The sequence below is a fragment of the Streptomyces sp. NPDC003720 genome (genome assembly GCF_042875075.1).
In the GTDB taxonomy this organism is placed as follows: Bacteria; Actinomycetota; Actinomycetes; order Streptomycetales; family Streptomycetaceae; genus Streptomyces.
Genome location: NZ_JBIANZ010000006.1, coordinates 79,716 through 103,453, shown reverse-complemented (window position 1 = coordinate 103,453; position 23,738 = coordinate 79,716). Strand labels below are relative to the sequence as shown.

The following is a 23,738-nucleotide window of genomic DNA, read 5'->3' as shown; positions in this document are numbered from 1 at the left end:
CCCCGCGCGCCGCCGTCCCGCGGCCCGGTCCTACAACTCGGGAGCGGGCGGCGGCGGTTCGTCCGCCGGTCCGGCGTCCTCGCCCGGTCGGTCCTGCGCCGCCGGTCCGGTGCCCGCCGGCGGGGTATCGGCGGCCGCCGGGGGAGCGGGCGGCGGCGGTGCCGACGGCGCGGGCGCGGCCGGCGGCGGGGCGGCCGGTGTGCTCCGCTCCGTGCGGAAGTCCAGCCGCCCGTCCGCGACGTCCACCGTCACCCGGCTGCCCTCGGAGATCGTGCCGTTCAGCAGCAGCCGGGAAAGCTGGTTGTCCACCTCCCGCTGGATGGTGCGGCGCAGCGGGCGGGCGCCGTACTCCGGCTGGTAGCCGCGTTCGGCGATCCAGTCGACGGCGCCGTCCGTGAAGCTCACCGTGACGCCCTGCCCGAGCATCAGGCGGCGGGTGCGCTCCAGCAACAGGTCGGTGATCTGCCGCAGTTGCCCGCCGGTGAGCTGGCGGAAGACGACGATCTCGTCGATGCGGTTGAGGAACTCCGGCCGGAAGTGCTCCCGCAGCGGACGCAGGATCTGCTCGCGCCGCGCCTCCTCGTCGGCGTCGGCGCCGCCCGGCCCGAAGCCGATCCCGGCGCCGCGCCGGCTGATCACGTCCGAGCCGAGGTTGCTGGTCATCACGATGACGGTGTTGGTGAAGTCCACCGTGCGGCCCTGCGAGTCGGTCAGCCGGCCGTCGTCCAGCACCTGGAGCAGGATGTTGAAGACGTCCGGGTGCGCCTTCTCCACCTCGTCCAGGAGCAGCAGCGAGTACGGGTGCCTGCGCACCACCTCGGTGAGCTGGCCGGCCTCCTCGTGGCCGACGTACCCGGGCGGGGCGCCGACCAGCCGGGAGACGGTGTGCCGCTCCTGGTACTCGCTCATGTCGAGGCGGACCATGCGCTCCTCGCTGCCGAACAGCGCCTCGGCGAGCGCCCGGGCCAGCTCGGTCTTGCCGACGCCGGTCGGGCCGAGGAAGAGGAAGCTGCCGATCGGCCGGTCCGGGCTGGCCAGCCCGGCGCGCGAGCGCAGTACCGCCTCGGCGACCACCGCGACCGCCTCCTCCTGGCCGACCACCCGCTGGTGCAGATGCTCCTCCAGGCCGAGCAGCCGTTCCTTCTCCTCCTGGGTCAGCCGGCTGACCGGGATGTTGGTCTGCCGGGACACCACCTCGGCGATGGACTCCGCCGTCACCTCGAGCTGGCCCTCGTCGGCCTGCCCGTCCTGGCTGGACTCCGCGATCCGCCGCTTCAGCTCGCCGATCCGGTCGCGCAGCTGCATGGCCTGCTCGTAGCTCTCGTCGGCGACCGCCTGGTCCTTGTCCCGGACCAGTTGCTCCACCTCGCGCTCCATGGTGCGCACGTCCGTGCCCTTGGTCCCGGCGCCCAGCCGCACCCGGGCGCCGGCCTGGTCGATCAGGTCGATCGCCTTGTCCGGCAGGCGGCGGTCGGTGAGATAGCGGTCGGACAGCTCCACGGCGGCGACCAGCGCCTCGTCCGTGTAGCGGACCTGGTGGTGGGCCTCGTACCGGTCGCGCAGCCCGCGCAGGATCTCCACGGTGTCCGGAACCGACGGCTCGGGCACCAGGATCGGCTGGAACCGGCGGGCCAGCGCCGCGTCCTTCTCGATCCGCCGGTACTCCTCCAGCGTGGTCGCGCCCACGATGTGCAGCTCGCCCCGGGCGAGCGCGGGCTTGAGGATGTTGCCCGCGTCCATCGCGCCGCCCTCGCCGCCGGAACCGGCGCCGACGACGGTGTGCAGCTCGTCGATGAACACGATCAGCTGGTCGGAGTGGGCGCGGATCTCGTCCACGATGTTGTTCATCCGCTCCTCGAAGTCGCCCCGGTAGCGGGTGCCGGCGACGACCCCGGTCAGGTCGAGGGCGACCACCCGGCGCCCGGCCAGCATCTCCGGCACGTCACCGTCCGCGATGCGCTGCGCGAGCCCCTCGACGACGGCCGTCTTGCCGACGCCGGCGTCGCCGATCAGCACCGGGTTGTTCTTCCCGCGCCGGGACAGCACCTCGATGGTCTGCTCGATCTCCTGGTCGCGGCCGATGACCGGGTCCACCCGGCCCTGCCGGGCCATGTCGGTCAGGTCGCGGCCGTACTTGTCGAGCGTCGGCGTCGAGGTGGGCCGCTGCCGCTCGGGGCGCGGCTGAGCGGCCTCGGGGGCCTCGGGCGGCAGGGCGCCCGCCTGGAAGCGCGCCGCGTTCAGGATGTGCCCGGCCGCCGAGTCCGGGTTCATGGCGAGCGCGCTCAGCACGTGCTCCGGCCCGATGTACCCGGCGCCACTCGCCCGTGCCATGTCGTGCGCGTCCAGCAGGGCGCGTTTGACGGCCGGGGTGAGCGACAGCGAGGTCGGCGGCGGCGCCTCGCCCGGCGGCTGGTGCGCGGGACCGGCGCGGTGGTCGATCTCCGTGGCCATTGAGTCCGGGTCGGCCCCGGAGCGGCTGAGCAGGCTCCGGGTGGGCTCGGCGGCGAGGGCGGCGCGCAGCAGGTGCTCGGTGTCCAGGTCGCGGCTGCCGTGCTCGGCGGCGTACTGGGCGGCTCCTCTCACCAGCTCACGGGCCGGCTGGCTGAGCAAGCGCCCGATGTCGATGTGGCGGGGGGCGCCGCGTCCGCCGGGGACGCCGGAGCCGGTGCCGCCGAAGAAGCGGGCGAAGAATTCTCCGAAGGGGTCCTCCGGGCCGTTGTAGCCGCTGGTCATCGTTTCGTTTCCTTCGCAGACGACGTGCGGAGCGGCCGGGTAACCCGGGGGCGGGCCGCTCATGCCACGATGACACGAGCTTCTGCGAAGGGCATGTGCAGGAACGCTCGCTCAGCAGGCCCTTCGGCTCCCCGCCCGCCGCCTCTCAGGAGGCCTCGCGCGCCGTGAGGATCCGGGGGCCGTCGTCCGTGACGGCCACGGTGTGCTCCGCGTGCGCCGCGCGCGAGCCGTCGGACGTACGCAGGGTCCAGCCGTCGCCCGCCTCGTAGTAGGCGTCCTTGCCGCTGCCGATCAGCATGGGTTCGATCGCCAGGACCATGCCGTGGCGCAGCGGGACTCCCCGGCCGGGGCGGCCCTCGTTGGGGACGTCCGGCTCCTCGTGCATCCGGCGGCCCACGCCGTGGCCTCCGAAGCCCGCCGGGATGCCGTAGCCCGCCGCACGGCAGACGCGGCCGACGGCGTGCGCGATGTCGCCGACGCGGTTTCCGACCCGGGCCGCCTCGATGCCCGCCGCCAGCGCGCGCTCGGCGGTCTCGACCAGGCGCAGGTCCGCCGGGCTCGGGCGGCCCACCACGAAGCTGATCGCCGAGTCGCCCACCCAGCCGTCCAGCTCGGCGCCGCAGTCGATGGAGACGAGGTCGCCGTCGCTCAGCCGCTGCCGGGTCGGGATGCCGTGCACGATCGCGTCGTTGACGGAGGCGCAGATCACCCCCGGGAACGGGGTGGGCGCGAAGGAGGGGCGGTAGCCGAGGAACGGTGAGGACGCCCCGGCCTCGCGCAGCACGTCCCGTGCCACCTCGTCCAGCTCCAGCAGCGAGACGCCGACGCCGGCGGCCTCCCGTACGGCGGTGAGGGCCCGGCCCACCACCTGTCCTGCCGCGTGCATCGCGTCGATCGACGTGTCCGTCTTCAGATCCATCATGCCAATTACTATACCGGTATTTGAATGGGGTACCCGCCGTGCGACGGTATTAGAATGGGGTCATGGTGCGCACCCCTCTCACCCCTGAAGAGCGCGAACGCGGCGAGCGGCTCGGGCAGTTGCTGCGCGACGCGCGCGGCGGGCGGAGCATGGCCGAGGTCTCGGCGGCGGCGGGCGTCTCCGCCGAGACGCTGCGCAAGATCGAGACCGGGCGGGCCCCGACCCCCGCCTTCTTCACGGTGGCCGCGCTGGCCGGGGCGCTCGGGCTGTCCATGGACGACCTGCTGGCCCGGTGCGCTCCCGTGGGCGTCTGACGGGCGCCGGACGCGAGCCGGCGCGCACCCCGGCCGGGACCGCGCGGCGAGCCGCCCGCACACTCGCCGAAAACTCCGCGTAGCGGACCCGTAACACGGCTGGTGTTGCCTGACGGGCGAAGCGCTGGCGATCGGGCGGGAGTCGGGCATGGCTGTGGAGCAACTTCCGGCTCGCGTCCGGGAGTTCGCGAACTACCTGGACGGCCTCCTCGGGCGTCTGGACCAGGGCGGCGGCTGGTGCGCCGTCTTCTGGCAGCGGGACCCCGAGGGGATGCGGGTCTGTCTCAACGGCCGGGAGCTGCCGCCCTGGGACGTGCTGGAGTCACTGCTGCAGGACCTCGCGGCGGCCCACGGCTCCGCCGTCGCCACGGCCGAGCGGGACCGCGCCCGCGCCCTGCACGCGGCGGCGGCCTCGGCGTACGACACCCTGCCCGGCGCCCGCGACGCCCTCGGCGACCGGCTCGACGTCATGCTCCGCGAGCAGCGGTACGCCGCCGAACGCCGCTCGGAACTGACCCGCCGGCTCACCGCCGCCACCTCTCGCGAGGAGACCGAAGCCCTCCGCCTCGACCTCGCCTGGGCCCACGACGACCACGACCGCGCCACCGCCCGCCGCGCCGAGCTGAAGGCCCGGCTGTCCCGGCTGGACGCGGGCGCGCGGGGCGCCGGGCCGTATCCGGCGGGGCCCTCGCGCCCGCAGGACGGGCCGCCGCTGGACGAGCGGCACTCCGGCGCCCCGCCGAACCCCTGGTTCGCCGCGCCGGCGGCCGAACCGGAGCCCCGGCCCGGTGCGTCGCGGGAAGGGCGCGACTGGAGAAGTCCGTCAACGGTCGAGCCGGAGTTCGGGCCGGGAGTGTCGCCGGAAGGGCGCGACTGGAGAAGTCCGTCAACGGTCGAGCCGGAGTCCGGGCCGGGAGTGTCGCCGGAAGGGCGCGACTGGAGAAGTCCGTCAACGGTCGAGCCGGAGTCCGGGCCGGGAGTGTCGCGGGAGGGGCGCGACTGGGGAAGTCCGTCAACGGCCGATGACGAGCCCCGGCCCGGGGAGTCGCGAGCGGGGCATGACCCGGGAGTTCCTCCGGCGACGGGGCGGGGGCCGCGCTCCGGGGCACCGGAGGCAACCGCCTTCCGGGCCTCCGGGCCTGGCGCCCCGGACGTCGGTCGTGCGCCCGTGGGCGGCCCCGCCGAGCCCCGCACGGTCACTCCCGCCCCCGACCCCGCCCCGCCCCCCGCCGGTGCCCGCAGGCGGCGCCGGGGCGGGGCCCGGTTCGCCGGCGGCGTCGAGGACGGTGCCGTGCCTGTCGCCGTGCCGCCGCAGGCGCCCCTCCCCGCCGTGCCCGGGGCGTCGGGCGGCCGGCGTTCGCCGCGAGGGGCCCGGTTCGCCGGCGCGGTGGCGGGGGAGGAGCCTGCGGAGCGGCCCGCCGAGGCGGTGGACGCGCAGGCGCTGGCAGCCGTGGCCGGGGCCGTGGAGCGGCTGGTGCGGCTGCGGGCCGAGGGGCGTACCGGCGAGGCGCACGCGCTGCTGGTGGAGATCGCGCACTGGCCCGCCGGCCGGCTCCCGCTGCTCGCGGACGGGCTGCGGCGCGCCGGCCTCGGCGCCGACTGGGACACCCTGCTCTGGGAGGCCGCCTCGCTGCCCGCCGAGCGGCTGGTCGCCGCGGCCGACGCGCTCCGGGCGGCCGGGCGGGCGGCGGACGGCCGGCAGATGCTCCGGCAGGGCGTGGCCCGGCCCGCCGCGGAGATCGGCGCGGCCGTGCTGGAGCTGGCCGGGCAGGGACGGGACCGCGAGGTGCGGGCACTGCTGGACGCCTACGTCCGGGTCCGCACGCCCGAGGAAGCGGCCCGCAGCGCCGCCGCCGACCCGGACCGGCTCGTCCCGCTCCTGCTGGAGGCCGCCGCGGGCGCGTCCGAGGAGCGCCACTGGGACCTGGTGCACGCCCTGCGGGTCGCCGGGTTCGCTCCGTGACCGGCGCCGCGATCACCCTAAGGAGTGTCAAACGTGATCGACTTGGCGGGTTGGCGACGATGGTCTTGGCAAGGACGTCCGGGAGGCTTACTTTCGTCCCTCTACGGGCCGTTTCTACGGGCGTAGAGGCTCGGACGTAGCGTCGAAGGAGCAGCTCATGGCCAACGTCGTACGTGCCGCACTGGTCCAGGCCACCTGGACCGGCGACACCGAGTCCATGGTGGCGAAGCACGAGGAGCACGCGCGCGAGGCGGCCCGCCGGGGCGCGCGGGTCATCGGCTTCCAGGAGGTCTTCAACGCCCCCTACTTCTGCCAGGTCCAGGAGCCGGAGCACTACCGCTGGGCGGAACCGGTGCCCGACGGGCCGACGGTCCGCCGGATGCGGGACCTCGCCCGCGAGACCGGCATGGTGATCGTCGTGCCTGTCTTCGAGGTCGAGCAGTCCGGCTTCTACTACAACACCGCCGCCGTGATCGACGCCGACGGCTCCTACCTCGGCAAGTACCGCAAGCACCACATCCCGCAGGTCAAGGGCTTCTGGGAGAAGTACTACTTCAAACCCGGCAACCTGGGCTGGCCGGTCTTCGACACGGCAGTCGGCAAGGTCGGCGTCTACATCTGCTACGACCGGCACTTCCCCGAGGGCTGGCGGCAACTCGGGCTCAACGGCGCCCAGTTGGTCTACAACCCGTCGGCGACCCACCGAGGCCTCTCCTCCTACCTGTGGCAGCTCGAGCAGCCCGCCGCGGCCGTCGCCAACGAGTACTTCGTCGCCGCCATCAACCGGGTCGGCCAGGAGGAGTACGGCGACAACGACTTCTACGGCACGAGCTACTTCGTCGACCCGCGCGGGCAGTTCGTCGGCGACCCGGCGAGCGACAAGAGCGAGGAACTCGTCGTCCGCGACCTCGACTTCGACCTCATCGAGCAGGTCCGGCAGCAGTGGGCCTTCTACCGAGACCGCCGCCCCGACGCCTACGAAGGACTGGTGCAGCCGTGAACGACCTCTACGCCCGCCACCGCGGCGTCCTGCCCGACTGGCTGGCCCTTTACTACGACGAGCCGCTGGAGATCACCCACGGCGAGGGCCGGCACGTCTGGGACTCGGCCGGCAACCGCTACCTCGACTTCTTCGGCGGCATCCTCACCACGATGACCGCGCACGCCCTGCCCGAGGTGACCAAGGCCGTCACCGAGCAGGCCGGCCGGATCGTCCACTCCTCGACCCTCTACCTCAACCGGCCGATGGTCGAACTGGCCGAGCGCGTCGCCCAGCTCAGCGGCATCCCCGACGCCCGGGTGTTCTTCACCACCTCGGGCACCGAGGCCAACGACACCGCCCTGCTGCTCGCCACCACCCACCGGCGCACCAACACCGTGCTGGCCATGCGCAACAGCTACCACGGCCGCTCCTTCAGCACGGTCGGCATCACCGGCAACCGCGGCTGGTCCCCGACCTCGCTGTCCCCGCTGCAGACCCTGTACGTCCACGGCGGCGTCCGCAGCCGGGGCCCGTTCGCCGAACTCGACGACCGCGCGTTCATCGACGCGTGCGTGGCGGACCTGAAGGACGTCCTCGGGCACACCCGGCCCCCCGCCGCCCTGATCGCCGAACCGGTCCAGGGCGTCGGCGGCTTCACCTCGCCGCCGGACGGCCTCTACGCGGCCTTCCGGGAGGTGCTGAACGCCCACGGCATCCTCTGGATCAGCGACGAGGTGCAGACCGGCTGGGGCCGCACCGGGGACCACTTCTGGGGCTGGCAGGCGCACGCCCGCAACGGCCCGCCGGACATCGTCACCTTCGCCAAGGGCATCGGCAACGGCATGTCCATCGGCGGGGTGATCGCCCGCTCCGAGATCATGAACTGCCTGGACGCCAACAGCATCTCGACGTTCGGCGGCACCCAGATCACCATGGCCGCCGGTCTCGCCAACCTCGGCTACCTCCTCGAACACGACCTCCAGGGCAACGCCCGGCGGGTCGGCGGCATGCTCCTCGAACGGCTGCGGGCGGTCGGCGCGCAGCTCCCCGGGATCCGGGAGGTGCGCGGTCGCGGTCTGATGATCGGCGTGGAGCTGGTCAGGCCCGGCACCGACGAGGCCGATCCGCGGGCGGCCGCGAACGTCCTGGAGGCGGCCCGCGACGGCGGCCTGCTCATCGGCAAGGGCGGCGGCCACAACACCAGCGCCCTGCGTATCGCCCCGCCGCTGTCCCTGACCGTGGCGGAGGCCGAGGAGGGCGCGGCGATCCTGGAACGCGCGCTGAGGAGCACGTACTAGAGAGCGGGCCGACGGCGATGACCACCACCTCCTCCCACTCCCGGCAGCCCGGCTGGCAGCCGCTGGAACCCGCCCTGTCCGTCCGGCAGGTGCTCACCCTGGAGCGGGTGCTCGCCGGGGAGCCCGAGGTGGTGGCCGGAGCGGGGCAGCTCGACCGGCCGGTGCGCTGGGTGCACGTCGCCGAGGCCGCCGACGTCGGGGTGATGCTCACCGGCGGCGAGATGGTGCTCACCACCGGCGTGCTGCTGGCCGGTGACGAGGCCAAACAGGCCGAGTACGTCCAGTCCCTGCACCGGGCGGAGGCCGCGGCCGTCGTCCTCGGGCTCGGCCGTGCCTTCCCCGCACCGCCCGAGGTGATGCGCCGGGCCGCCGAGCGGTGCGGGCTCCCCATGGTGGTGCTGCACCGGCCGTTCCCGTTCGCGGAGCTGACCGAGGAGGTGCAGTCCCGCCTGGTACGGCGGAAGTTCGCGGCGGTGAGCCTGTCGGAGACCGTCCGCACCGCGCTCACCGGGCTGATCACCGCGGGTGCTCCGCTGCAGCACCTGCTCGACGAGGCCGCCCAGCACAGCGGCTGCCCCGTCGTCGTCACCAACCTCGCCCACCGGGTCCTCGCCACGGCGGGGGAGCGCCCCGCGGTGGACGACGTGCTGCGCGACTGGGAGCGGATCGCCCGCCAGGCGTGGGGGCACCCCCCAGGCCGTTCAGGCACCGGGGCAGGCGGCGGGGGCGACGGCTGGATCCGCGCCGAGCTGGGCGGGCGCGGTGAGCAATGGGGCCGGCTGCTGCTGTGCGGGTACCGGGGCGACACGGCCACCGGGCGGCTGCTCGCCGACCGGACCGCCGAGGCGCTGGTGCTGCACCGCATGCTCGGCGGCGGCTCCGCCCGCACCTGGGAGGAGCAGTCGGCGCAGAGCCTGCTCACCGACCTGGTCTCCGGGGTGGTGCCCGCCCGGCAACTGCTGCCCCGGGTCCGGGCGGCCGGGCTGCCGGTCAACCGGCGCACCTTCGTCCCCCTCGTCGTGCCCGGCGGGGACGCGGGCCGACTCGAGCGGATGCTGCGGCTGCTGGGACTGCCCGGGCTGGTCGCCGAGCTGGCCGACGGGGCCACCGCCGTGCTGCTCAGCCTCGCCCGCGACCAGCACGCCGAGGCGCTCACCGCGCACTTCGCCGCGCGGCTGCGGACGGCGAGCGGGGCGCCGAACGCCGTGGTCGCGGCCGCCGATCCCCGCACCGTCTGGGAGGACGTGCCCGCGGGGCTGCGGGAGGCCCGGCACGTCGCCGACGCGGTCGCCGACTCCTCCGCCGTACTCGACCTGCCGGCCGTCGTCCGGCTGCGCGACGTCCACCTGCGCGGCCTGGTACGGCTGCTGCGGGACGACCCGCATGTGCAGTCCTTCGCCGAGCGGGAGCTGGACGGGCTGTTGTGCGGGGCCGACCAGGGGCTGCTGAACGTGCTGCGCACGTATCTGGCGACGGGCCGCAACAAGTCCCGCACCGCGCAGTTGCACCACGTCTCGCGGCCCGCCCTCTACCGCCGGCTGGAGGCCATACAGGCACGGCTCGGCGTCGACCTCGACGACTTCGAACAAGCGGCCTCCGTGCACATAGCGCTCCTCGCGCACGACGCGCAACAGGGGTGAAACATGCGACGACCTGGGAAAACGGCGGTGAAACATGTACCGGCGAACACGTGACACGGTGGCACGCCGACCGCCCGCGGACGTGACACGATGCAACTCAAACCGGCCCACCGGGCTTCCTAGTCTCGGCGTACACCGAGCGACCGGAGGTCCCGATGAGCCGAGTGATCCGTGCCGCCCTCTTCCAGACCGCCTGGACCGGCGACAAGGAGTCGATGATCCAGGTCCACGAGCAGGCGGCCCGCGACGCGGCCGCGCAGGGCGCCCAAGTCCTCTGCTTCCAGGAGCTGTTCTACGGCCCCTACTTCTGCCAGGTGCAGGACAAGGCCTTCTACGAGTACGCCGAGCGGATCCCCGACGGCCCCACCGTCCGGCGCTTCCAGGCGCTGGCGCGGGAGCTGGGCATCGTCCTGGTCCTGCCCATGTACGAGGAGGAGCAGCCGGGCGTCCTGTACAACACCGCCGCCGTGATCGATTCGGACGGCTCCTACCTCGGCAAGTACCGCAAGACCCACATTCCCCAGGTGCAGGGCTTCTGGGAGAAGTTCTACTTCCGGCCCGGCAACAGCGGCTGGCCGGTCTTCGACACCGCCGTCGGCCGGATCGGCGTCTACATCTGCTACGACCGCCACTTCCCGGAGGGCTGGCGGGCGCTGGGCCTGGCCGGCGCCGAGATCGTCTTCAACCCCTCGGCCACCTCGCGCGGCCTCTCCCGCTACCTGTGGCAGCTCGAACAACCGGCGGCGGCCGTCGCCAACGAGTACTTCGTCGGCGCGATCAACCGGGTCGGCGTGGAGGACCTGGGCGACAACGACTTCTACGGCACCACCTACTTCGTGGACCCCGAGGCCCAGTTCGTCGGCGAGGTGGCGAGCGACAAGGAGCCCGAACTCGTCGTCCGCGACCTGGACCTGGCCAAGCTCCGCGAGGTCCGCGACCGCTGGCAGTTCTACCGCGACCGGGCGCCCGGCGCCTACACGCCGCTGACCGCGCCCTGACCGCAGCGCCCACCCTGGGAGGAGAGGGACCATGAGCAGCCGTACCGTCATCCGCGGTGGTCTCGTCATCACCGCGTCCGACGAGATCCACGCCGACGTCCTGATCGAGGACGGCCGCATCGCCGCCCTCGCCGCCTCCGGCACCCCGGCCGCCGAGGCGTTCGGTGACGGCCGGGTCATCGACGCCACGGGCAAGTACGTCATCCCGGGCGGCGTCGACGGGCACACCCACATGCAGATGCCGTTCGGCGGCACCACCGCCGCCGACACCTTCGAGACCGGCACCCGCGCCGCCGCCTGGGGCGGTACGACCACGATCGTCGACTTCGCGATCCAGAGCGTCGGCGGCACCCTGCGCGAGGGCCTGGACGCCTGGCACGCCAAGGCAGAGGGCAACTGCGCCATCGACTACGCCTTCCACATGATCGTCTCCGATGTGAACCAGGAGACGCTCAAGGAGATGGACCTGCTGGTCGAGGAGGGTGTGACCAGCTTCAAGCAGTTTATGGCCTACCCCGGGGTGTTCTACTCCGACGACGGCCAGATCCTGCGGGCCATGCAGCGCGCCGCCGAGAACGGCGGCCTGATCATGATGCACGCCGAGAACGGCATCGCCATCGACGTCCTGGTCGAACAGGCGCTGGCCCGGGGCGAGACCGACCCCCGCTACCACGGGGAGGTCCGCAAGGCCCTGCTGGAGGCCGAGGCCACCCACCGCGCCATCAGGCTCGCGCAGGTCGCCGGGGCCCCGCTGTACGTCGTGCACGTCTCCGCGCAGGAGGCGGTCGCCGAACTGGCCAGGGCCCGGGACGCGGGGCTCAACGTGTTCGGCGAGACCTGCCCGCAGTACCTGTTCCTGTCCACGGACAATCTCGCCGAACCGGACTTCGAGGGCGCCAAGTACGTGTGCTCCACCCCGCTGCGCCCCAGGGAGCACCAGGCCGCCCTGTGGCAGGGCCTGCGCACCAACGACCTGCAGGTGGTCTCCACCGACCACTGCCCGTTCTGCTTCACCGGCCAGAAGGAGCTGGGCCGGGGCGACTTCTCCAAGATCCCCAACGGCCTGCCGGGCGTGGAGAACCGCATGGACCTGCTGCACCAGGCCGTCGTCGACGGGCACATCTCCCGGCGCCGCTGGATCGAGATCGCCTGCGCCACCCCGGCCCGCATGTTCGGCCTCTACCCGAAGAAGGGCACCATCACCCCGGGCGCCGACGCCGACGTCGTCGTCTACGACCCGCACGCCGAGCAGGTCATGTCCGCCGAGACGCACCACATGAACGTCGACTACTCGGCCTACGAGGGCAGGCGCACGACCGGCCGCGTCGAGACGGTGCTCTCGCGCGGCGAGGTCGTCATCGACCAGCGGGAGTACACCGGGCGCGCCGGCCACGGCGCCTTCACTCCGCGCACCACCTGTCAGTACCTCAACTAGGAGCGGCGCCCATGGACTTCGGACTCGTCCTGCAGACCGACCCACCGGCCTCCCGTGTCGTCAGCCTCATGAAGCGGGCCGAGCGCAACGGTTTCAGCCACGGCTGGACCTTCGACTCCGCCGTGCTGTGGCAGGAACCGTTCGTGATCTACAGCCAGATCCTCGCGAACACCACTGGGCTGCGGGTCGGCCCCATGGTGACCAACCCGGGCACCCGCACCTGGGAGGTCACCGCCTCCACCTTCGCCACCCTCAACGACATGTTCGGCAACCGCACGGTGTGCGGGATCGGCCGCGGCGACTCCGCGATGCGCGTCGCCGGCCGCAAACCCAACACGCTGGCCCGGATCAGCGAGGCCATGAAGGTCATCCGCGCCCTCGGCCGGGGCGAGGAGGCCGACCTCGGCGGCACGAAGATCCGCTTCCCGTGGGTCGCCCCCGGCGCCGAACTCCCGGTGTGGATGGCCGCGTACGGCCCGAAGGCGCTGAAGATGGCCGGTGAGGAGGCCGACGGCTTCATCCTCCAGCTCGCCGACCTCTACCTCACCGAGCACATGGTGAAGGCCGTCAAGGACGCGGCCGCCGCGGCCGGCCGCGACCCGTCCGAGGTCACCGTCTGCGTGGCCGCCCCCGCCTACGTCACCGCCGACGACTCGCCCGGGGCACTCGCCCACGCCCGTGAGCAGTGCCGCTGGTTCGGCGGGATGGTCGGCAACCACGTCGCCGACCTGGTGGCCAAGTACGGCGAGCACTCCGCCGAGGTCCCCGACGAACTCACCGAGTACATCAAGGCCCGCCAGGGCTACGACTACGCACACCACGGGCGCAGCGGCAACCCCGACACCCGGTTCGTGCCCGACGAGATCGTCGACCGGTTCTGCCTGATCGGGCCGGCCGAGAAGCACATCGAGAAGCTGAACGCCCTGCGCGAGCTCGGCGTCGACCAGTTCGCGGTGTACGACATGCACGACGCCCAGGAAGCCGTCATCGACGCCTACGGCTCCCGGGTGATCCCGGCGGTCAACGCCTGACCGCCACCCTCGCGTTGGTCTCCCCCTCGCCGCGGTCCCGTCGCGGCGAGGGGGCACAGGGCGCTCACCCGCGCACCCCCCATGCGCCGCCCGCACGGCCTCTCCCGACCCACCTCACCCCGATTGGCCTGCCCATGACCGACACCGCTCCCTCAGCCATACCCCTGTCCGGCCAGGTGACCCAGCCCGACGGGCGGGTCGAACTCGCCCCCGGCACCCGGCCGCCCGGCGACCGGTACGCCAATGAGGACCTGCTCCCCGTCCCGGTGGAAGGACGCACCTGGACGACGTACAACTTCTCCGCGCTGTGGGTGGGCATGGCCCACAACACGGCCTCCTGGACCCTGGCCTCCGGGCTGATCGCGGTGGGCATGGACTGGAAGCAGGCCGTGTTCACCATCGCCCTCGCCAACCTGATCGTGCTCGTGCCGATGCTGCTCACCGGCCACGCCGGACCCAAGTACGGCATCCCCTTCCCGGTCTTCGCCCGCGCCAGCTTCGGCGTGCGCGGCGCCAACCTGCCCGCAGTGGTCAGGGCGTTGGTGGCGTGCGGCTGGTTCGGCATCCAGACCTGGATCGGCGGCGAGGCCATCTACTTCCTCGCCGGCAAGCTCATCGGCGACCGCTGGGCGAACGCCTCGCACATCGGCGGCCACGCCTGGACCATGTGGCTGTCGTTCGCCATCTTCTGGGCCATTCAGATCGCCATCATCCACCGCGGCATGGAGACCATCCGCCGCTTCGAGAACTGGGCGGCGCCCTTCGTCCTGGTCGGCGCGTTCGTGATGCTGTGGTGGATGAGCAGCAAGGCCGGGGGCGTCGGACCGCTCTTCGACCAGCCGTCCAAGCTGGGCTGGGGCGGTGACTTCTGGAAGCTGTTCTGGCCCTCCCTGATGGGCATGATCGGCTTCTGGTCGACCCTGTCGCTCAACATCCCCGACTTCACCCGCTACGGCCGCAGCCAGCGGGCCCAGACCCGGGGGCAGGCCCTCGGCCTGCCCACCACGATGACCCTGTTCGCGTTCCTGTCCGTGCTGGTCACCTCCGGGTCCCAGGCGGTCTACGGCGAGCCCGTCTGGGACCCGGTCCAGCTCGCCGCCAAGACGGACAACGTGGCCGGCCTGCTCTACGCCCTGGTCACCGTGCTGGTCGCCACCCTGTCCGTGAACATCGCGGCCAACCTGGTCTCCCCGGCGTTCGACTTCTCCAACGTGGCTCCCCGCAAGGTCAGTTTCCGCACCGGCGCGCTGATCACCGCGGTCCTGGCCGTGCTGATCTTCCCCTGGAAGCTGTACTCGGACCCGCAGGGCTACATCTTCACCTGGCTCGGCCTGGTCGGCGGCCTGCTCGGCACCGTCGCCGGCATCCTCGTCGCCGACTACTGGATCCTGCGCCGTACCCGGCTGGTCCTCGCCGACCTGTACCGCGCGGGCGGCCGGTACTGGTACACGGGCGGCTGGAACTGGCGGGCGGTCGCCGCGTTCCTGGCCGGCGGCGTGCTGGCGGTCGGCGGCGCCGACTTCCACCCGCTGATCGACGGCCGCCCCGTCCCGGCGCTGTCGCCCCTCGCCGACTACGGCTGGGCGGTGGGCCTCGGCACCTCCCTGGTGCTGTACCTGGCGCTGACCTGGCTCACCGGGCGGAAGGAGGACCCGGCGGAGGCGGCGGTCTGAGACGGCCCGCCCCGGCGGCCCCGGGCCGCCGGGGCCGCCCACCCGTCACGGGGCGCGCTCTCGGCACCCCCAACACAGGTCGATCACAAGGCTGTTGAGATACTCCCCGTTGTGAAGCGACGAGCGATTCTGTGGGCCGCCGCCTGCCTGACGCTGGCCTCCTGCCACGCCGGGATGGCGACCGCCGGTTCCGGGGCGGAGCGGAGCGGGCCCCTGCCGGCGGCTCAGCGCAAGGACGCGCCCGATCTCGTGGGCGACAGCCTGGACGGCAGACCGCTCAGACTGGCCGACTACCGGGGGGAGGTCGTCGTCCTCAACGCGTGGGCGTCCTGGTGCGGCCCCTGCCGGGCCGAGGCGGCCGAACTCCGCGCGGCGCACGAACACCTCGCGGGGAAGGGCGTGCGGGTCGTCGGACTCGACGCCGACACCGACCCCGCTGGCGGCCGTGCCTTCCAGCGGGAGCACCGGCTCGGTTACCCCAGCTTCCGGGACCCGTCCGGCCGGCAGATGCTGCGGTTCCCCAGGGGTACGGTGCCGCCGGGCGTGCCGTTCACCGTCGTCATCGACACCCGGGGCAGGATCGCGGCCGTCCACGCCGGGCCCGTCACCGAACGCGAGATACGCGACCTGGCGCTGCCGCTCACCCGCTCCTGACGGACGGTCAGCCGGACGTGCCCGACCCGAGGGCGGCCACGGCGCTCTTCGCCGCCTTGATGGCGCCCTTGTTGATCTCGTCCGTGCTGGGGGCCTTCTTGGTCTCGAAGTCGCTGCCGTTGTAGGTGACGACGACCAGCGCGTTGGAGGCCCGTACCAGCACCACGCCCTCGCGGGTCTCCTGCTTGCTCTCGGTGGTGAGGTTCACGACCGAGTAGCCGGCGTCACCGACGCCCGGGACCTCGCCGCCGCCGCTCTTCTCGGCGACACGCTGCTGGTACTCCTTCTTCGCGGCGTCGTCCGACGCGGTGATCTCGAACGAGACGTCGAGCCAGCGGTAGTCGTAGCCCTTGAGGGCGTTCCAGGAGCAGGTGCGGCGCAGCGCGGTGTCCGTCGACGGGATCTCCTTGCCCGACGTCTTCGCCCCGGGCACCAGGGACTTGACGGTCGCCACGGGGACGCTGGAGCAGGGGGCGGGCGCGGCCTTGTACGACTTCGACACCGCGGTGGACGACGGCGCGGACGCCGAGTCGGTGGGCGTCTGCCGGGACGGCCGGTGATCGGCGGCCGCCGGTGCGGCGGGCTCCGAGGACATCGACCAGCCGGCGCAGGCGAGTACGACGACCGGCATCAGGCGCGCGGCCAGGGCGAGCGGCAGAGGCAGTGAACGCACGGCGCACTTCTCGTGGGGGAGGGGGCGCGGAAGGGTCCCGCGGGGTGGGCTGGGACGACAGTGTCACACGACTGAGTGTGCGGCGGAAGGCCGAACTCGCTGTGTGCCCGGCCGGTAACTCAGCCCCACGGACGCCGTGTTGAAAATACCGTTATGTCCGGTCAGGGGACGCGGGCGGTCCACTCCGGCGAGGTGAATTTGGTCCGCGCCAGCTCCTCGGCCCGCGCCAGTTCCTCCGGTGTCACCTTGCCGTCCACGAGGCCGTACCGCCCGCGGAACGACCCGATCATCCGATCGATGACCGCGTCCCGCGGCAGTCCCGTCTGCCGGCGCAGCGGATCGACCCGCTTCTTCGCGCTCCGGGTGCCCTTGTCGGACAGCTTCTCCCGCCCGATCCGCAGCACCTCGACCATCTTGTCCGCGTCGATGTCGTACGACATGGTCACGTGGTGCAGCACGGCGCCGGGACCCCCGCCCGGCCCGACGACCCGCTTCTGCGCCGCGCCCGCGATCTTGCCCTGGTCGGTGGCGATGTCGTTCAGCGGCTGGTACCAGGCGCGGATGCCCATCTCGCCGAGGGCGCCGAGCACCCAGTCGTCCAGATAGGCGTAGCTGTCCTGGAAGGACAGGCCCTGCACCAGCGACTCGGGCACGGACAGGGAGTAGGTGATCGTGTTGCCGGGCTCCACGAACATGGCGCCGCCGCCGGAGATCCGCCGCACCACCTCGATGCCGTGCCGGGCGGCCCCCTCCGGGTCCACCTCGTTGCGCAGCGACTGGAAGCTGCCGATGATCACCGAGGGCGCGCCCCACTCCCACACCCGCAGCGTGGGCGGCCTGCGGCCCGCCGCCACCTCGGCGGTCAGGACCTCGTCCAGGGCCATGTGCAGGGCCGGCGGCTGCGGGCCCTCGTGGATGAGCTGCCAGTCGTAGTCGGTCCAGTCCGTGGCGTGCGCGAGCGCGCGGCGCACCGCGATCCCGACTCCCTCCGAGGTCAGGCCGTACATGACCGTCCCCGCGGGCAGCGCCGCGTCGATACGCGCGGCCAGCCCGGCCGCGTCGGTGTCCGCCGGGGCGCCCTCGAGCGCGCGGTTCACCGCGTCCAGCGCCTCGTCCGGCTCCAGGAAGAAGTCGCCCGCCACGCGCACGTCGCGCAGCACACCGTCCTCGGCCGCCACGTCCACCACGACCAGCTTGCCGCCGGGCACCTTGTACTCACCGTGCACTGTCAGGGCCTCCCTCTTCCACCCGGGGATCAACGCCGCGGAGCCCGGCGGTGTTCCCGGCGCGAAGGGTGCTCCCGCCCCGGGATCAACGCCGCGGAGCCCGGCGGTGTTCCCGGCGCGAAGGGTGCTCCCGCCCGGAAGAGGCGGCGCGGGGGCGGCGGAAGCGGCGGTTCAGCGGGGCCGGAAAAACACGGCGTCCGCGCCGGGCGGGTCCGATACTGGTGGTCCCGGCCCCCGCGCGCGACCCCCGAGGTGACAGATGCGGTTCACCACCCGGCCCACCCTCCAGGGCACCTTCGGCATGGTGTCCGCCACGCACTGGCTGGCCGCCCAGTCGGCGATGGCGGTGCTGGAGGACGGCGGCAACGCCTTCGACGCGGCCGTGGCCGGCGCCTTCGTGCTGCATGTGGTGGAGCCGCACCTGAACGGGCCCGCCGGCGAGGTGCCCATCCTGCTGGCGCCGGCCGGCGGCGAGGTCCGCGTGCTGTGCGGGCAGGGCGTCGCCCCGGCCGCCGCCACCGTCGCGCACTACCGGGGGCTCGGTCTGGACCTCGTGCCCGGCACCGGCCCGCTCGCCGCCGCCGTGCCCGGCGCCTTCGACGCCTGGCTGCTGCTCCTGCGCGACCACGGCACCAAGCCGCTGGAGGACGTCCTGAAGTACGCCGTCGGCTACGCCGAAGACGGGCACGCGCCCGTGGAGAACGTCGGCGCGACCGTGGAGAGCGTACGCAGGCTGTTCGAGACCGAGTGGACCTCCTCCGCCGAGGTGTACCTGCCCGGCGGGCGCGCGCCCCGGCCCGGCGAGCGCTTCCGCAACCCCGCCCTGGCCGCCACCTGGCGCCGGCTGCTGGCCGAGACCGCCCGGGCCGGCGACCGGGAGGCGCGCATCGACGCCGCGCGCGAGGTGTGGCGCTCCGGCTTCATCGCCGAGGCCCTGGTACGGCAGTCCCGGCGGCCCACCCTCGACACCAGCGGGCGGCGGCACACCGGCACCCTCGCCGAGGCCGACCTGGCCGGCTGGTCGGCGACGTACGAGGCCCCGGTGACCTACGACTGGAACGGCTGGACCGTGTGCAAGGCCGGCCCGTGGAGCCAGGGCCCCGTCTTCCTCCAGCAGCTGGCCCTGCTCCCGCCCGAGCTGCCCGCGTACGGCTCGGCGGACTACGTCCACCTGCTGATCGAGGGCTGCAAGCTCGCCATGGCCGACCGGGAGGCCTGGTACGGGGACGCGGCCGACGTGCCGCTCGCCGCCCTCCTGTCGGACGAGTACAACGCCGGCCGCCGCGCGCTCGTCGGCGAGAAGGCCTCCTACGAGCTGCGCCCCGGCAGCCCGGGCGGCCGCACCCCGCGCCTGCCCGCGCAGGCGCTCGCGCGCGTGACCGCCGCCGGTTCAGGCTTCAGCCCGATGGGCGCGGGCGAGCCGACCGTCGCGGACCTCACCGGCGAGGCCCAGGTGGCCGCCGACGGCGGCACCCGCGGCGACACCTGCCACCTGGACGTCGTGGACCGCTGGGGCAACATGGTCGCGGCCACGCCCAGCGGCGGCTGGCTGCAGTCCAACCCGGTCGTGCCCGAACTCGGTTTCCCGCTCGGCACCCGGCTGCAGATGACGTGGCTGGAGGAGGGGCTGGCGAACTCCCTCACCCCGGGCCGACGCCCCCGCACCACCCTCACCCCGTCCCTCGCGCTGCGCGGCGGTGTCCCGGTGATGGCGTTCGGCACGCCCGGCGGGGACCAGCAGGACCAGTGGCAGCCGCACTTCTTCCTCGCCGCCGTGCTGCGCGCCCCGGTCCGCGGCGGACTCGACCTGCAGGGCGCGATCGACGCCCCGAACTGGCACAACGACAGCTTCCCCAGCTCCTTCCATCCACGCGGCCGGCGCCCCGGCAGCGTCACCGTGGAGTCCCGCACGGACCCCGGGGTGATCGACGCGCTGCGCCGCCGGGGCCACGACGTCACCGTCGGCCCCGGCTGGTCGGAGGGCCGCCTGTGCGCGGTGGCCCGGGACCCGGAGACGGGCGTCCTGTCCGCCGCCGCGAACCCGCGCGGGATGCAGGGGTACGCCGTCGGCCGCTGACGGCCGCCGCGGCACCCGCTCTTCATCCCGATTCCACCCGGTGTCCACCGGCCGGGCGGGGATTGTCAGCGGCGCGTGTTCTCATGGAGGACATGATCGACGAAACGGAAACCATCGAGGAGTTTCTCATCCGCGGTTCGGCCGACGTGGAGGAAGCGGTCCGCAAGGCCGCCGCGGCCGAGATCCTGCCGCGCTTCCGCCGCCTCGCCGAGCACGAGGTGGACCGCAAGAGCGGCCCGCACGACCTGGTGACGGACGCCGACCGGCTCGCCGAGCAGCGGCTCACCGAAGTCCTGGGCGCCCTGCTGCCCGGCTCCGTCGTGGTCGGCGAGGAGGCGGTGCACGCCAACCCGGCCACCTACGAGGCGATACGGGGCGACGCACCGGTCTGGATCATCGACCCGGTCGACGGCACCCGCCAGTTCGTGCACGGCGACGAGGGCTTCTGCACGCTGGTCGCGCTCGCCCACCGGGGCGTCGTCCAGGCCTCCTGGACCTACGCCCCCGTGACCGACACGTTCGCCACGGCCGTCCGCGGCCGGGGCGCCCACCTCGACGGCGAGCGCCTGTTCGCGGGCCCGCCCGCGCCCGGCCGCGACCTCACCGTCGCCACCTCCCACCCGGACTTCACCACCGACGAGCAGAAGCACGCGCTGCGCGCCCTGTGGACCGACGGGGTCGCCCCGCGCCCCTGCGGCTCCGCCGGACTGGAGTATCTCGCCCTCGCCCGGGGCGAGTTGGACGCGGTCGCGTTCTCCTGGGAGGCGGCCTGGGACCACGCGGCGGGCCTGCTGCTGGTCGAGGAGGCGGGCGGCGCCCACCTCACGCTCACCGGTGAGCCGTTCCGGGTGACCGGCGGCAACACACTGCCGTTCACCGCCGCCCGGGACGCCGCCACCGCCCGCCGCGTGGCGGGGCTGCTGCGCACGGGCGGCTGAGGCACCCGGCACCGGTCACCGCGGAGGCACCGGCATATCCTGATCGCGAGTGGCCATCGGCTGACGAAGGAGTCCGAAGGTGCCGTCGATGCTCGATGCGGTCGTGGTGGGTGCGGGACCGAACGGTCTGACCGCTGCCGTGGAGCTGGCCCGCAGGGGCCACTCCGTCGCCCTGTTCGAAGCCCGCTCCACCGTCGGCGGCGGCGCGCGCACCGAGGAACTGACGCTGCCCGGCTTCCGGCACGACCCGTGCTCGGCCGCCCACCCGCTCGGCGTCAACTCGCCCGCCTTCCGCGCCCTGCCCCTGGAGCGGTACGGACTCCAGTGGGTGCACGCCGGTCTGCCCATGGCGCATCCGTTCCCGGACGGCAGCGCGGCGGTGCTGGCCCGGTCCGTCGCCGAGACGGCGGCCTCCTTCGGCCCGCGCGACGCGGGCGCCTACCGCAGGCTGGTCGAGCCGTTCCTGGCCAAGTGGGACACCCTGGCCCGGGACTTCATGTCCCTGCCGTCGACCGCGCTGCCCCGTGACCCGGTCACCCTGGCCCGCTTCGGCCTCGCCGGACTGCCGCCCTCCACCCTGCTCATGCGCCGCTTCCGCGACGAGCCCGTCAAGGCGCTCTTCTCCGGCCTTGTCGCCCATGTGATGGCGCCCCTCGGCGGCCTCGCCACCGGCGCCGTCGGCCTGGTCTTCGCGCTGGCCGCGCACGCCCGCGGCTGGCCCCTGGCCCGCGGCGGCTCCCAGGCCATCTCCGACGCCCTCGCCGCCTACCTCACGGACCTCGGCGGCGCCGTGCACACCGACTACGAGGTCAAGCGCCTCGACGACCTGCCTCCGGCCCGCGCGTACGTCTTCGACACCTCGCCCGCCGCGCTCGCCCGCATCGCCGGCTTCGGCGGCCACTACGACCGCTTCCGCTACGGCCCCAGCGTCTTCAAGATCGACTACGCGCTGGACGGCCCGGTCCCCTGGACCGCTCCCGAGGCCCGCGTCGCCGGCACCGTGCAGGTCGGCGCGAGCCAGGCCGAGATCGGCACCGCGCTGCACGCGGCGTCCCGCGCGGGCCGCGCCCCCGACCGGCCGTTCCTGATCACCGTCCAGCCCAGCGTGGCCGACCCCACCCGGGCGCCCGAGGGCAAGCACGTCTTCTGGGCCTACGGCCACGTCCCGAACGGCTGGCGGGGCGATCTCACCGACGCCATCGAACGCCAACTGGAGCGCTTCGCGCCCGGCTTCCGCGACCGCGTCCTCGCCCGCGCCACCACCGGCCCCGCCGAACTCGCCGCGCACAACGCCAACTACGTCGGCGGTGACATCGCCTGCGGCGCGGCCTCCGGGCTCCAGCTGCTGCTGCGCCCCAGACTGTCCCTGTTCCCGTACCACACCCCCCACCCGGCCGTCTTCATCTGCTCCTCGGCCACCCCGCCGGGCCCCGGCGTGCACGGCATGTCGGGGCACAACGCGGCGAAGGCCGTCTGGCGGAGACTGAGGCAGACATGACCACCATCACCCTCGTCCAGGGCGACATCACACGGCAGAGCGCCGACGCGATCGTCAACGCCGCCAACTCCTCGCTGCTCGGCGGCGGAGGCGTGGACGGCGCGATCCACCGCAGGGGCGGCGCCGCCATCCTCGAGGAGTGCCGGGAGCTGCGCGCCTCCCGATACGGCAAGGGACTGCCCACCGGCCAGGCGGTCGCCACCACGGCCGGCGCGCTGGACGCCCGCTGGGTCATCCACACGGTGGGCCCGGTCTGGTCCGCCACCGAGGACCGCTCGGAACTCCTCGCCTCCTGCTACCGCGAGTCCCTGAAGGTCGCCGACGAACTCGGCGCCCGGACGGTCGCGTTCCCGGCCGTCTCCACCGGCGTCTACCGCTGGCCCATGGACGACGCGGCCCGCATCGCAGTGCGGACGGTGCGCGACACACCGACCTCGGTCGAGGAGGCGCGCTTCGTCCTCTTCGACGAGCGGGCGTACGAGGCGTTCGCCGCGCACCTCCCCTGACGGACGCGACGGGCACGGGGGCGTCGCCGCCGGCGAGGCGCAACCACTTGTACGCGAGGCCGGTTGCAGCGCCGCGTGGGGGGATCGGGGGCGGCGCCGCAACGGGTCGATACCGGCGTGCCCGCGCCTCGCCGACCATCCGTGGCCCGTACGCACGGATACGCAATCCATTCGCGGCGGCCTCCAGGACCTGGGCGTTCCGACGAGGGCACGCTGATGCGCGCCGTGATCGCCCTCCGACGGGGCTGGCCGACTTCGCGGGCGCCCCGCCGTCAGCTCAGCAGACGGCGCTTCTGGGCCTCGAACTCCTCGTCCGTCAGCACCCCTTGTGTCTTCAGGTCGGCCAGCTGCTTGAGCTGGTCGATCTTGCTGGACATGTCGTCACCGGCGGCCGGCTGCGCGGCGGCGGGCGCGGGCGGCGGCGGGGCCGTCTGCTGCTGTTGCTGCGCGTACTGCTGCTGTTCGTACTGCTGTTGCTGCTGCGCGCTGTCCTGCTGCGCCCACCGGCCGGCCTGGCGGCGCGAGACACGGTTGGACACGGCGGTCGCGGTTCCGGCGACGACGGCGGTGCGTGCGACGCCCCTGAGCAGTCCGGGCATGATCGTCATCTCCCAGTGTCGAAGAGGGCCCGCCGGTCAGGCGGCCGCGGAACCGCCGGGCGGAACCGTCTCCTCCGTGGCGTCCAGCGAGGCCAGCAGGGCCTGGACGGGGATGCGGCCGCTCGCCACGAGCTGGGCGCCGCTGCGCCGCAGGGCGCGGGCCAGGGGAGCGGCCCACAGGTTCTCGTAGACCAGCACCGCGGCGGAGTTGCCCGGCTCCAGCGCGTTGCCCGCCTCCTCGATGTCGCCCTGGTCCAGCACACCGGCGGAGGCGCCCTCGAAGACCGTCAGGTCGATCTCGTCGCCGAGGTCGCGCAGTTCCAGCGCGACGACCGAGCCGTCGGTCTCCTTGCGGATGAAGGCCAGGTCGATGATGCGGACGATGCCCCGCTCGGCGAGATCGACCAGCAGCGGGAACGCCTCGCCCGTCATGCGGTTGCCGGGAAACTCGATCACGAGGTAGTCGACGGGGCCCATTTCTTCGACGCTTTCCATGACCACTCCTTGCAAGCCGCGTGCGTCCGCCCCCAGCGCCAATTCCAGCACGCGGCACGGGGCCCCGCACTTCCGAACCGGCA

General features: G+C 73.4%; 20 protein-coding genes. 14 read left to right on the top strand and 6 right to left on the bottom strand.

The features are described 5' to 3' along the window. Positions 1–30 precede the first annotated feature (30 nt). Both ACFYU0_RS17895 and map read right to left on the bottom strand, forming a co-directional pair. Positions 31–2,733 carry an ATP-dependent Clp protease ATP-binding subunit gene (locus tag ACFYU0_RS17895; protein ID WP_389302108.1) on the bottom strand — a complete coding sequence of 901 codons (2,703 nt, stop codon included), beginning with the start codon at positions 2,731–2,733 and terminating at the stop codon, positions 31–33. Positions 2,734–2,878: 145 nt separating this feature from the next. Next, positions 2,879–3,655 carry a type I methionyl aminopeptidase gene (map, locus tag ACFYU0_RS17890; RefSeq protein ID WP_351671699.1) on the bottom strand — a complete coding sequence of 259 codons (777 nt, stop codon included), beginning with the start codon at positions 3,653–3,655 and terminating at the stop codon, positions 2,879–2,881. Positions 3,656–3,717: 62 nt separating this feature from the next. On the opposite strand from map, the gene ACFYU0_RS17885 reads away from it, so the two are divergent. The 10 genes from ACFYU0_RS17885 (at position 3,718) to ACFYU0_RS17840 (ending at position 15,643) form a co-directional block, all read left to right on the top strand. Further along, on the top strand, positions 3,718–3,969 hold the full coding sequence (locus tag ACFYU0_RS17885; RefSeq protein ID WP_351671696.1) for a helix-turn-helix transcriptional regulator: 252 nt from the start codon (positions 3,718–3,720) through the stop codon (positions 3,967–3,969). 148 nt (positions 3,970–4,117) lie between these two features. After that, positions 4,118–5,932, top strand: a complete 1,815-nt coding sequence (locus tag ACFYU0_RS17880; protein ID WP_389302105.1) for a hypothetical protein — start codon at positions 4,118–4,120, stop codon at positions 5,930–5,932. Between the two features lie 157 nt (positions 5,933–6,089). Then, on the top strand, positions 6,090–6,932 hold the full coding sequence (locus ACFYU0_RS17875; RefSeq protein ID WP_351671690.1) for a nitrilase-related carbon-nitrogen hydrolase: 843 nt from the start codon (positions 6,090–6,092) through the stop codon (positions 6,930–6,932). Next, positions 6,929–8,212, top strand: coding sequence for an aspartate aminotransferase family protein (locus ACFYU0_RS17870; RefSeq protein ID WP_389302103.1), 1,284 nt, complete (start codon positions 6,929–6,931; stop codon positions 8,210–8,212). Before ACFYU0_RS17875 ends, ACFYU0_RS17870 begins: the two co-directional genes overlap by 4 nt. A 17-nt stretch (positions 8,213–8,229) precedes the next feature. Continuing rightward, on the top strand, positions 8,230–9,852 hold the full coding sequence (locus ACFYU0_RS17865; protein WP_389302101.1) for a PucR family transcriptional regulator: 1,623 nt from the start codon (positions 8,230–8,232) through the stop codon (positions 9,850–9,852). A 155-nt stretch (positions 9,853–10,007) separates the two neighbouring features. After that, complete coding sequence (locus ACFYU0_RS17860) at positions 10,008–10,850, top strand: nitrilase-related carbon-nitrogen hydrolase (protein ID WP_389302098.1); 843 nt, start codon at positions 10,008–10,010, stop codon at positions 10,848–10,850. 31 nt (positions 10,851–10,881) lie between these two features. Next, positions 10,882–12,285 (top strand): dihydropyrimidinase, encoded by a 1,404-nt coding sequence (gene hydA / locus ACFYU0_RS17855; RefSeq protein WP_351671683.1) that lies wholly within the window; start codon positions 10,882–10,884, stop codon positions 12,283–12,285. A gap of 11 nt (positions 12,286–12,296) precedes the next feature. Further along, positions 12,297–13,316, top strand: coding sequence for a TIGR03842 family LLM class F420-dependent oxidoreductase (locus ACFYU0_RS17850; protein ID WP_351671681.1), 1,020 nt, complete (start codon positions 12,297–12,299; stop codon positions 13,314–13,316). A 134-nt stretch (positions 13,317–13,450) separates the two neighbouring features. Then, positions 13,451–14,989, top strand: coding sequence for an NCS1 family nucleobase:cation symporter-1 (locus ACFYU0_RS17845; RefSeq protein ID WP_389302094.1), 1,539 nt, complete (start codon positions 13,451–13,453; stop codon positions 14,987–14,989). A gap of 111 nt (positions 14,990–15,100) precedes the next feature. After that, the gene (locus ACFYU0_RS17840; RefSeq protein WP_351671677.1) at positions 15,101–15,643 is read left to right on the top strand and encodes a TlpA disulfide reductase family protein; all 543 of its coding nucleotides are present in this window, start codon (positions 15,101–15,103) and stop codon (positions 15,641–15,643) included. A 7-nt stretch (positions 15,644–15,650) separates the two neighbouring features. On the opposite strand, the gene ACFYU0_RS17835 is transcribed toward ACFYU0_RS17840, so the two are convergent. Further along, on the bottom strand, positions 15,651–16,316 hold the full coding sequence (locus ACFYU0_RS17835; RefSeq protein WP_389302090.1) for a hypothetical protein: 666 nt from the start codon (positions 16,314–16,316) through the stop codon (positions 15,651–15,653). Positions 16,317–16,477: 161 nt separating this feature from the next. After that, positions 16,478–17,542 (bottom strand): biotin/lipoate A/B protein ligase family protein, encoded by a 1,065-nt coding sequence (locus tag ACFYU0_RS17830; protein WP_351671671.1) that lies wholly within the window; start codon positions 17,540–17,542, stop codon positions 16,478–16,480. A gap of 259 nt (positions 17,543–17,801) precedes the next feature. Between ACFYU0_RS17830 and ACFYU0_RS17825 the strand changes: the two genes are divergently transcribed. From ACFYU0_RS17825 to ACFYU0_RS17810, 4 genes are all read left to right on the top strand, one after another. Next, on the top strand, positions 17,802–19,619 hold the full coding sequence (locus ACFYU0_RS17825; RefSeq protein ID WP_389302087.1) for a gamma-glutamyltransferase family protein: 1,818 nt from the start codon (positions 17,802–17,804) through the stop codon (positions 19,617–19,619). Positions 19,620–19,711: 92 nt separating this feature from the next. Further along, positions 19,712–20,557 carry an inositol monophosphatase family protein gene (locus ACFYU0_RS17820; protein ID WP_389302085.1) on the top strand — a complete coding sequence of 282 codons (846 nt, stop codon included), beginning with the start codon at positions 19,712–19,714 and terminating at the stop codon, positions 20,555–20,557. An 88-nt stretch (positions 20,558–20,645) separates the two neighbouring features. Further along, positions 20,646–22,055, top strand: coding sequence for an NAD(P)/FAD-dependent oxidoreductase (locus ACFYU0_RS17815; RefSeq protein WP_351671662.1), 1,410 nt, complete (start codon positions 20,646–20,648; stop codon positions 22,053–22,055). Beyond that, a complete protein-coding gene (locus tag ACFYU0_RS17810) occupies positions 22,052–22,561 on the top strand; it encodes an O-acetyl-ADP-ribose deacetylase (RefSeq protein WP_351671659.1) in 510 nt (169 codons plus the stop codon). Before ACFYU0_RS17815 ends, ACFYU0_RS17810 begins: the two co-directional genes overlap by 4 nt. 272 nt (positions 22,562–22,833) lie before the next feature. On the opposite strand, the gene ACFYU0_RS17805 is transcribed toward ACFYU0_RS17810, so the two are convergent. Together ACFYU0_RS17805 and ACFYU0_RS17800 are read right to left on the bottom strand one after the other, a co-directional pair. Further along, positions 22,834–23,160: an SHOCT domain-containing protein gene (locus tag ACFYU0_RS17805; protein WP_351671829.1), complete on the bottom strand. Its 327-nt coding sequence runs from the start codon at positions 23,158–23,160 to the stop codon at positions 22,834–22,836. Between the two features lie 36 nt (positions 23,161–23,196). Further along, entirely contained in the window at positions 23,197–23,655 is a 459-nt protein-coding gene (locus tag ACFYU0_RS17800) for a DUF6325 family protein (RefSeq protein ID WP_389302082.1), read from the bottom strand. Positions 23,656–23,738 lie beyond the last annotated feature (83 nt).

Bases quoted from the DNA above. Each gene is read 5' to 3' on its own strand.
- ACFYU0_RS17895 (WP_389302108.1), bottom strand. From the start codon at position 2,733: ATGACCAGCGGCTACAACGGCCCGGAGGACCCCTTCGGAGAATTCTTC.
- map (WP_351671699.1), bottom strand. From the start codon at position 3,655: ATGATGGATCTGAAGACGGACACGTCGATCGACGCGATGCACGCGGCA.
- ACFYU0_RS17885 (WP_351671696.1), top strand. From the start codon at position 3,718: ATGGTGCGCACCCCTCTCACCCCTGAAGAGCGCGAACGCGGCGAGCGG.
- ACFYU0_RS17880 (WP_389302105.1), top strand. From the start codon at position 4,118: ATGGCTGTGGAGCAACTTCCGGCTCGCGTCCGGGAGTTCGCGAACTAC.
- ACFYU0_RS17875 (WP_351671690.1), top strand. From the start codon at position 6,090: ATGGCCAACGTCGTACGTGCCGCACTGGTCCAGGCCACCTGGACCGGC.
- ACFYU0_RS17865 (WP_389302101.1), top strand. From the start codon at position 8,230: ATGACCACCACCTCCTCCCACTCCCGGCAGCCCGGCTGGCAGCCGCTG.
- ACFYU0_RS17860 (WP_389302098.1), top strand. From the start codon at position 10,008: ATGAGCCGAGTGATCCGTGCCGCCCTCTTCCAGACCGCCTGGACCGGC.
- hydA (WP_351671683.1), top strand. From the start codon at position 10,882: ATGAGCAGCCGTACCGTCATCCGCGGTGGTCTCGTCATCACCGCGTCC.
- ACFYU0_RS17850 (WP_351671681.1), top strand. From the start codon at position 12,297: ATGGACTTCGGACTCGTCCTGCAGACCGACCCACCGGCCTCCCGTGTC.
- ACFYU0_RS17845 (WP_389302094.1), top strand. From the start codon at position 13,451: ATGACCGACACCGCTCCCTCAGCCATACCCCTGTCCGGCCAGGTGACC.
- ACFYU0_RS17825 (WP_389302087.1), top strand. From the start codon at position 17,802: ATGCGGTTCACCACCCGGCCCACCCTCCAGGGCACCTTCGGCATGGTG.
- ACFYU0_RS17820 (WP_389302085.1), top strand. From the start codon at position 19,712: ATGATCGACGAAACGGAAACCATCGAGGAGTTTCTCATCCGCGGTTCG.
- ACFYU0_RS17815 (WP_351671662.1), top strand. From the start codon at position 20,646: ATGCTCGATGCGGTCGTGGTGGGTGCGGGACCGAACGGTCTGACCGCT.
- ACFYU0_RS17810 (WP_351671659.1), top strand. From the start codon at position 22,052: ATGACCACCATCACCCTCGTCCAGGGCGACATCACACGGCAGAGCGCC.
- ACFYU0_RS17805 (WP_351671829.1), bottom strand. From the start codon at position 23,160: ATGCCCGGACTGCTCAGGGGCGTCGCACGCACCGCCGTCGTCGCCGGA.
- ACFYU0_RS17800 (WP_389302082.1), bottom strand. From the start codon at position 23,655: ATGGAAAGCGTCGAAGAAATGGGCCCCGTCGACTACCTCGTGATCGAG.